Here is a 9689-nt window from a genome sequence, read left to right as displayed (position 1 = left end):
GGGTGACTCCTCGGCCGCGTGTGCTGCGCACGTGTCGAGCTCGACGCCGTCCTCGGAATCCACGATGACCCGCAGCACCCGGCGGCGGCCTGCCCGGGACACCTCGATCTCCTCGAGGTGTTCTCCGCCGACGCCGACGGCACCGGCTGGAGCGAAGGGGCCGGGATGCTCCTGACCGAGCGGCTCTCCGACGCCCGGCGCAACGGCCACCGGGTGCTGGCCGTGCTGCGCGGCTCCGCCGTCAACCACGACGGCGCCAGCAACGGCCTGACCGCCCCGAGCGGCCGGGCCCAGCAGCGCGTCATCCGCCAGGCGCTGCGCAGCGCCGGTCTGGACGCCCACGAGGTCGACGCCGTCGAGGCCCACGGCACCGGCACCGCGCTCGGCGACCCGATCGAGGGCCAGGCGCTGCTGGACGTCTACGGCCGGGAGCGGCCCGCCGGGCGCCCGCTGTGGGTCGGCTCGGTCAAGTCCAACATCGGCCACTCCCAGTGCGCCGCCGGGGTCGCCGGCGTCATCAAGATGGTCCAGGCCCTGCGCCACGAGGTGCTCCCGGCGACGCTGCACGCCTCCGAGGCGACGCCGCACGTGGACTGGTCGTCGGGGGCGATGCGGCTGCTGACCGAGCCGGTGCCGTGGCCGCGCGACGGCGTCGTGCGGCGGGCCGGTGTGTCGTCGTTCGGCATGAGCGGTACCAACGCCCACGTCGTCCTCGAGGAGGCACCGGCCGAACCGCGGCCCTCGGCGGTCGCCGAACCGCCGTTCACCCCGGCGGTCGCCGGCTCGCCGGTGCCGTGGGCCCTGTCCGGCCGGACCGTACCGGCGCTGCGCGCCCAGGCGGCACGGCTGCGCGCGCGGCTCGACGAGCGGCCCGGCCTCGCCGCCCCGGAGTCCGTACCGGAGGTGGCCCGCGCCCTGGCGACCGGCCGGACAGCGTTCCGCCACCGCGCGGTACTGCTCGGTCCCGATCCGGAGCGCTACCTCGACCAGTTGGACGCCCTCGCCGACGGCCGCGGTGTCAGGGGCCTGATCCGGGACGACGCCGGACCGGGCGGCCCGGTCGCGTTCGTCTTCCCCGGACAGGGCTCGCAGTGGCCGGGGATGGCCACGGAACTCCTGGGAACCGCCCCGGTCTTCCGCGACACGCTCTGCGAGTGCTCGGCGGCGATCTCGGAGTACGTGGACTGGTCGGCCGAGGACGTCCTGCGGGGCGCCGAGGGCGCACCGTCGCTCGACCGGCTCGACGTCGTCCAGCCGGCCCTGTTCGCGATGATGGTGTCCCTCACCGCCCTGTGGCGTGCGCACGGCATCGTGCCGGAGGCCGTGGTGGGGCATTCGCAGGGTGAGATCGCGGCGGCCTGCGTGGCCGGGGCCCTGACGCTGCCGGACGCCGCCAGGATCGTCGTGGCCCGCAGCCGGCTGCTCGCCTCCCTCGACAGCGGCGGCGCGATGCTGGCGGTGACCCTGCCCGTCGAGGAACTCACCGAACGGATGGCGCGGTGGCCCGGCCGACTGCATCTCGCGGCCGTCAACGGCCCCCGGGCGACCGTGGTGTCCGGCGACCCCGAGGCGGTCGAGGAACTCGCCGCCGCGCTCGCTGCCGACCGGATCGCCGCCCGGCGGATGGCCATCACCGGCACCGCCCACTCGCCGGAGGTCGACCGGCTCCGCGACGAGGCTCTCGCCGCGTTCGACGGGATCGTTCCCCGTACCGCAGCCGTCCCGCTCTACTCGGCCGTCGACGGCGGCCCGGTCGACGGCGCCGCCCTGGGCCCCGAGCACTGGTACCGCAACATGCGCCTGCCGGTGCAGTTCGCCCCGGCGATCGCCGCGATGCTGCGCGACGGCTTCCGCGCGTTCGTCGAGCCCAGCCCGTATCCGTCCCTGACCGCGAACGTCGAGGACGTCGCCGACGCCGAGGGCGCCGACGACACGGTCGTCGTCACGACGCTGCGCCGCGACAACGGTGGCCCGGACCGTTTCCGGGAAGCGGTGGCGACCGCGTTCGCCCGGGGTCTCACACCCGACTGGGACGCCGTCCTGGCTCCGCCGTCCGCCTCCGCCGTCCGCCCCGAACTGCCCGGATACCCGTTCCAGCGTCGGCGGTACTGGCTGGAGGCGGCCGCGCCGGCCGCCGCGCCGACGACGGCCGCCCCCGGCGTCGCCGACCCGGCCGACGAGGCGTTCTGGGACGCGGTCGCGGGCGGCGATCCTCAGGTGCTCGCCGACGCGCTGGACGTGTCCGACCCGCGGCAGCGCGAGCTGCTGGACGGCGCCGCGGCCGCGCTGCCCGTCCTGTCGGCGTGGCGGACCGATCGCGGTGACCGGTCCACCGTGGACGGCTGGCGCTACCGGATCGAATGGCGGCGCAAGGCCCGTCTTCCGCGACCGGTGCTGTCGGGCATCTGGGTGCTCGTCGCCCCGTCCCACGACCCCGACGACGTCGTCCGCCGGTGCGCCCGGGCGCTCGCCGAGCGGGGTGTCTCCCAGGTCCTGACGGTGACCCCGGCCGCCGACGACCCGCACGGCGAAGGCCTGGCCGACCGGCTCGCGGACGCTCTGGCCCAGGCCGCCGCCGGCGCCGGACCCGGCCCCGCGGGCGGCCGCGTCGACGGGCTGCTGAACCTGCTCGGCCTCGACACCCGCCCCGGTCCCGTCGGCGTCGCGACCGGTGTGGCCACCACGCTCGCGCTGGTCCGGGCGGCTGCGGACCTCGACGTGGCCGCGCCCCTGTGGACGGCGACCCGCGGTGCGGTGTGCGTCGGCGCGGCCGACCCGTCGCCGGACCCTGCCCAGTCGGGGCTGTGGGGCCTCGGTCTGGCCGCCGGACTGGAACTGCCCGCCCGCTGGGGCGGCCTGGTGGACCTTCCGGCCGAGATCGACGAGCGGGCGGCCGACCGCCTGGCCGGCGTTCTGGCCGGCCTGGACGACGAGGACCAGGTCGCGGTGCGCCCCGCCGGGGTCTTCGCCCGCCGCCTGGTGCGCGCGCCCCTGGGCAACGCGCCCCGCACCGATCCGTGGCAGCCGACCGGTACCGCCCTGGTCACCGGCGGGACCGGCGCTCTCGGTGCGCATGTCGCCCGCTGGCTGGCCGGGCTGGGCGCACCCCGCGTCGTCCTGACCAGTCGCCGCGGACCGCAGGCGCCGGGCGCCGCCGAGCTGGCCGCGGAGCTGGAGGCGGCCGGGACCCAGGTGCTGGTCGTGGCCTGCGACGTGAGCGACCGTGAGGAGCTGCGGGCCCTGCTCGCCGCGCTTCCCGACGGGCCGCCCGTCACCACCGTCGTCCACGCCGCCGGCGTGACCCGGTCCGCCCCGGTCCTGGACACCACGGCCGAGGAAGTCGCCCAGGTCATCGCCGCGAAGGCCGACGGCGCGCGCCACCTCGACGAGCTCCTCGGCGACGGCCTCGACGCCTTCGTCCTCTTCTCGTCGGGCGCCGCCGTCTGGGGCGGCGCGGGCCAGGGGGCCTACGCGGCCGCCAACGCCCACCTCGACGCGCTGGCCCTGCGGCGGCGCCGCCGGGGGCAGACGGCCACGTCGGTGTCCTGGGGCGGCTGGGCCGGCGGCGGCATGGCGGACGCCGGCGCGATCGAGCTCCTCGGCCGGCGCGGCCTGCGCCTGATGCCGCCTCAGCTCGCCCTCGTCGCGCTCGGCCAGGCCCTCACCCAGGACGAGACGCTGCTCACCGTCACCGACATGGACTGGGCCCGCTTCACCCGCGGCTACACCGCTGCCCGCTCCCGTCCGCTCATCGGTGAGATCCCGGAAGCGGCGCGGGCCCTGTCCGACGCCGACGAGAGCTCCGGCTCCGACGACGACGCGGGCTCCGGGCTCGGCCGGCAGCTGGCCGCCCTTCCCGCGGGCGAGCGCCGGCCGTTCCTGCTCACGCTGGTGCGTGGCGAGGCCGCAGCCGCGCTGGGCCACACCGGACCGGCCGACATCGAACCCGGCCGCGCGTTCCGGGAGCTCGGATTCGACTCGCTCACCGCAGTCGACATCCGCAACCGGCTGCGCGCCGCGACGGGCCTGCGTCTGCCCACCACCGTCGCGTTCGACCACCCGACGCCGAACGCGCTGGCCGCCTTCCTCGCGGACGAGCTGCTCGGCACGCCGGATCCCGCCGTTACGTCCGCACCCGTCGCCGCGGCACCGACCGCGGCCGGGCCCGTCGACGAACCTGTCGCGATCGTCGGCATGGGCTGCCGGTTCCCCGGCGGGGTGCGCTCGCCGGAGGAGTTGTGGGACCTCGTCCTGAACGGCCGGGACGCGATCACCCCGTTCCCCTCCGACCGGGGCTGGGACCTCGACGCCCTTTACGACCCCGACCTGTCGCGGCCCGGCAGTTCGTACGTCCGTGAGGGCGGCTTCCTGGACGGCGCCGGCGACTTCGACGCCGAGTTCTTCGGCATCAGCCCCCGCGAGGCTATGGCGATGGACCCGCAGCAGCGGGTGCTGCTGGAAACCGCCTGGGAGGCGCTGGAGCGCACCCGCGTCGACCCTTCGGGGCTGGCCGGCAGCCGCACCGGCGTGTTCGTCGGCACCTCGTTCCAGGGATACGGGCTGGGCGACGCCGACGCGCTCGGCGCCGCCGAGGGATTCTTCCTCGCCGGAACCGGGACGGCCGCCGTGTCGGGGCGGCTGTCCTACAGCCTCGGCCTGGAGGGCCCGGCCGTCACCGTCGACACCGCCTGCTCGTCGTCGCTGGTCGCCCTGCACCTCGCCTGCCAGTCGCTCCGTCAGGGGGAGTGCGACCTTGCCCTGGCCGGCGGTGTCACGGTCCTGCCCACACCGGTGTCCTTCACCGAGTTCAGCCGCCAGCGCGGCCTGGCGCCCGACGGCCGTTGCAAGCCGTTCGCCGCCGCGGCCGACGGCACCGGCTGGAGCGAGGGCGTCGGTGTCGTCGCACTGCAGCGGCTCAGTACGGCCCTGGCCGAGGGCAGCCAGATCCTGGCCGTGGTCGCCGGTTCCGCCGTCAACCAGGACGGCGCCAGCAACGGCATGACCGCGCCCAACGGCCCCTCCCAGCGCCGCGTCATCGCCGCCGCCCTGGCCGGCGCACGGGTGGACGCCGGCGACGTCGACCTCGTGGAGGCGCACGGCACCGGCACCCCGCTCGGCGATCCCATCGAGGCGCAGGCCCTGCTGGCCGTGTACGGGCCGGCGCACTCCGCCGAGAACCCGCTGTGGCTCGGCTCGGTCAAGTCCAACATCGGCCACTCGCAGAGCGCCGCCGGGATCGCCGGGGTGATCAAGACCGTGATGGCGCTGCGGCACGGCGTCCTCCCGCCCACCCTGCACGTCGACGAGCCCACCCCGCACGTGGACTGGTCGAAGGGCACCGTTGCGCTGCTCACCGAGGCACGGTCCTGGCCGGACACCGGCCGGATCCGCCGGGCGGGGGTCTCCTCCTTCGGCGGCAGCGGCACCAACGCCCACGCCGTCCTCGAACAGGCGCCTCCCCTGCCGCCCCGCGCCACCACGGGCGAGGCTCCGACCGCGGTGCCGTGGCTGCTGTCCGGGCGCACCGAGCGTGCCCTGCGGGAACAGGCGGGACGCCTGGACGACCACCTCCGGGGTCGGCCCGGGCCGGAGCCGGCCGACGTCGCCTGGTCGCTGGCCACCACCCGTACCGCCTTCGAGCACCGCGCGGTGCTGCTCCCGGGCGACCTCGACTCCCTGGCCGCTCTGGCGGCGGGGGATCTGCCCGCCGGGGCCGTCCGCGGCCGGGCCGTCGAGGGCCGCACCGCCTTCGTGTTCCCCGGCCAGGGGTCGCAGTGGTCCGGTATGGGAGGCGAACTGCTGGACTCGAACGCCGTGTTCGCCGAGACGGCCGCCGCCTGCGACGAGGCATTCGCCCGCCACACCGACTGGTCCGTGCTCGACGTCCTGCGCGGCGCCGACGGCGCGGCCTCGCTGGAGCGCGACGACGTCGTCCAGATCTCGCTGTTCACCGTGATGGTCTCGCTGGCCGCGATGTGGCGCTCCTGGGGCGTCGAGCCGGACGCCGTGCTCGGCCATTCGCAGGGCGAGATCGCCGCCGCGTACGTCGCCGGGGCGCTGTCCCTCGAGGACGCGGCCCGGGTGGTCGCCCTGCGCGCCGAACTCCTCGGGACCGTGGTCGGCCGCGGCGGCATGCTGTCGGTGGCGCTGCCGGCCGTGGAGATCGAGAAGCGCCTCGCCCCGTGGAACGGCAGGATCTGCCTCGGCGCACGCAACGCGCCCGGCGCCAACGTCGTCAGCGGCGACCGGGACGCGCTCGCGGAGTTCGCCGCTTCCTGCGCCGTCGAGGAGATCCGCGTCAAACCGGTCCGCATCGGCTACGCGTCGCACTCGCACCACGTGGACGAACTGGCCGGGCCGCTGCGCGAAGCCCTGGCGGACATCCGGCCGCGGGCGGGCTCGGTCCCGTTCTTCTCCAGCGTGACCGGCGGCTGGGCCGACACCACGACGCTGGACGGCGCGTACTGGTTCGCCAACCTGCGCCGGTGCGTCGGGTTCGAGCCCGCCGTGCGCGGTCTCGCCGACCAGGGCTATCGGCACTTCATCGAGGTCGGCCCGCACCCCATGCTGGCCATGGGTATCCAGGAGACCCTCGAGGACGTCGGTGACGACGGCATCGCGTGGCCGCCGCCCGTGCCGTCGCTGCGCTCCGGGCAGACCGGCGCGGCCCGCATGCTCGCCTCCGCCGCCCAGGCGCACGTGTCCGGTGTCGGCGTCGACTGGAGCAAGGTGCTGGGCGGCCCCGGCCGGCGCCCCGTCGACCTGCCCACCTACCCGTTCCAGTCCGAGCGGTACTGGATGAACTCGCTCGGGGCGGCGCCCGGTACGGACCCGTCCGGCGCCGGCCTGGACGCCACCGCGCATCCGGTCCTCACCGCCGCCGCCCCGGTGGCCGGCACCGAAACCGTCCTGCTGACCGGCCGGATGTCGACGCGGACCCACCCGTGGCTCGCCGACCACGCCGTCCTCGGCACGGTCCTGGTGCCCGGCACCGCCTTCGTCGAGTTCGCGCTCTCGGCGGGCGGCCGGGCCGGCTGCCCGTTCGTCGAGGAACTCACCCTCCAGACGCCGCTGGTCCTCGCGGACGCGGAGGCCGTTCGCGTCCAGGCCGTCGTCCGTCAACCGGACGGCGCCGGGCGGCGGTCCGTGGGTGTCTACTCCCGGCCCGAGGACGGCTCGGCCTCCGGCGACGCCGCGGACGACTGGGTGCTGCACGCCACCGCCACCGTCGCCCCCGGACCGGCGGCGGCGGAGCCGGACGGCCTCACGCAGTGGCCCCCGGCCGGTGCCGCCGCGATCGACCTCGGCGGCTTCTACGACGACCTTGCCGCCCTCGGCTACAGCTACGGGCCCGCGTTCCAGGGCATGCGCGCCGCCTGGCACCGCGAAGGAGAGGTGTACGCGGAGGTCGCCCTCGCCCCGGACGGCCCGGAGGCGGACGGCTTCGCCGTGCACCCGGCCCTTCTGGACGCGGCACTGCACGGCATCGGCATGCTGCGGTCCCTGGGCGGGGGATCCGCGCCGACCCGGGCGGAACTGCCGTTCGCCTGGCGCGGTGTGCGGCTTCTTCGGCACGGAGTCCGGGCCCTGCGGGTCAGGCTGGCCATGGACGGGCAGGGCGGCGTCGGCGTGACCGTCGCCGACTCCGACGGGGCACCGGTCGCCACCGCGGACTCGATCGTCTCCCGGCCCGTGCCCGACGGCTTCGGCTCGGCACGGCACCTGTCCCGCAACGCGCTGTTCCAGGTCGGCTGGGCGGAGGTCCGGGGCGTCCCCGCACCCGCCGTACCGTACTGGGCCGTGTTCGGCCCCGACCCGCTGGACCTCGACGCACAGCTCCGGGCTGCCGGTGCCCCGGTCTGCCGGCCCACGCAGGCCGACGACGCCGACACGGCCGCCGTCGCCCTCGCGTCCCTTGCCGCGGCGGGCGGGTCCACGGAACCGGCCGGCGTGACGCACGACGCGCTCCGGCTCGTGCGGCGGTGGCTCGCCGACGAGCGCCGCGTGGACGACCGCCTCGCGATCGTCACCCGGGGCGCCGTGGCGATCGGCGAGGACGAGGACGTCAGCGACCTCGCGGCGGCCGCGGCCTGGGGGCTGGTCCGCTCCGCGCAGGCCGAACACCCCGGCCGGTTCGTCCTGGTCGACCTCGACGGCCCCGCCTCCCCGGACGTTCTCGCCGAGGCGCTAAGCTGCCCGGAACCGCAAGTGGCGGTGCGCGCAGGCCGGTTGTACGCGCCCCGCCTGGCGCGGGCCGAGCGGCCGGCGGAAGCCTCCGTCGACGCCGAGGGCACGACCCTGATCACCGGCGGCACCGGCTCCCTCGGCTCGGCGCTCGCCCGGCACCTGGCCGCCGCCCACGGTGTCCGCCGGCTCGTACTGACCAGCAGGCGCGGCCCACGGTCCCCGGGCGCGGCGGGCCTCGTCGACGACCTCGCCGCGCTCGGCTGCGAGGCCACCGTCGTGGCCTGCGACGTCGGCAAACGGGACGAGGTCGCACGCCTGTTGCGGGCCCTCCCGGCGGACCGGCCCCTGCGTGCCGTCGTCCACGCGGCGGGCGAACTCGACGACGGCCTGGTCACCGGTCTCGACGATGCCCGGCTCGACCGGGTGCTGCACGCCAAGGCGAACGGCGCGAGGCACCTGCACGAGCTGACCCAGGACATGGAATTGTCCGCATTCGTGCTCTTCTCCTCGGCCTCGGCGACGTTCGGCGCCGCCGGGCAGGCCAACTATGCCGCCGCGAACGCGTTCCTGGACGCCCTCGCCCACCATCGCAGGGCCCGCGGCCTCGCGGCGGTCTCCATGGCATGGGGACCGTGGGCCGAGACGAGCGGCATGACCAGCGGGCTCACCGAGACCGACGTCCGGCGCGTCGAGCGGCTCGGAGTGACGCCGATGTCCACGCCGGACGGCATGGCGCTGTTCGACGCGGTGCTCGGCGCCGCCACAGCGGTCGCCGTCCCGATGATCCTCGACACCGGCGCGCTGCGCACCCGTTCCGAGACGGTGCCCCCGCTGCTGCGCGACCTCGTCGGGCCCGGCCGCCCCTCCCCCGTCGCCGCCGGCGACGACGGGGCCGGCCTGCGCCGCCGCCTTGCCGACCTCACCGACGCCGAGCGCCACGAGGTGGTCCTGGACCTCGTCCGCACCCAACTGGCCGTTGTGCTCGGCCACTCCGGTCCCGAGGCGGTCCGCACGGACCGGGGTTTCCTCGAGACCGGCGTCGACTCCCTCACCGGCGTCGAACTGCGCAACCGGCTCGCCGCCCTGACCGGGCTGCGCCTGCCGGCCACCATGGTGTTCGACCACCCCAACCCGATCGTCCTCGCCCGGCACCTCCGCGGTGAACTGCTGCCGGAGCCGGTGGCCCCGTCGGTGCGCGCCCTGGAGGAACTGGGCCGTCTGGAGGAGGTCCTGGCCGCCGTGGACGCCGACGACGCCGACCGGGCCACGGTCGGCAGCCGGCTGCGGGAGCTGCTCGCCCGGTGGAACGACGGACGGCAACGGGCCGAGGACGCCGTCAGTCTCGAAACGGCGACCGCCGAGGAGCTGTTCCAGATCCTCGACGAGTCCGACTGAGCCGCCGGGAGCGCGAAATGGCCACCACCGAAGAGCTGCTGCGCTACCTGCGGCAGGCGACCACCGACCTGCGTGAGGCCCGACGGGACCTCCGCGACCTGGACGAA

General features: G+C 76.1%; 1 protein-coding gene and 1 pseudogene. One reads left to right on the top strand and one right to left on the bottom strand.

Going from position 1 to position 9689, the window contains the following annotated elements; all coding sequences use genetic code 11:
- A pseudogene (locus ACFW9O_RS34390) lies at nucleotides 1–117 on the bottom strand (ribosome maturation factor RimP); the annotation flags it as partial.
- Here ACFW9O_RS34390 and ACFW9O_RS34385 point away from each other — a divergent pair.
- Nucleotides 118–9582, top strand: coding sequence for an SDR family NAD(P)-dependent oxidoreductase (locus tag ACFW9O_RS34385; protein WP_384614883.1), 9465 nt, complete (start codon nucleotides 118–120; stop codon nucleotides 9580–9582).
- Nucleotides 9583–9689: the final 107 nt, after the last annotated feature.

Origin of the sequence: Streptomyces sp. NPDC059499 (assembly GCF_042749285.1) — a bacterium.
GTDB lineage: Bacteria > Actinomycetota > Actinomycetes > Streptomycetales > Streptomycetaceae > Streptomyces.
The sequence above is the reverse complement of the archived record's forward strand: the minus strand, read 5'-3'. Positions and strand labels throughout refer to the sequence as shown.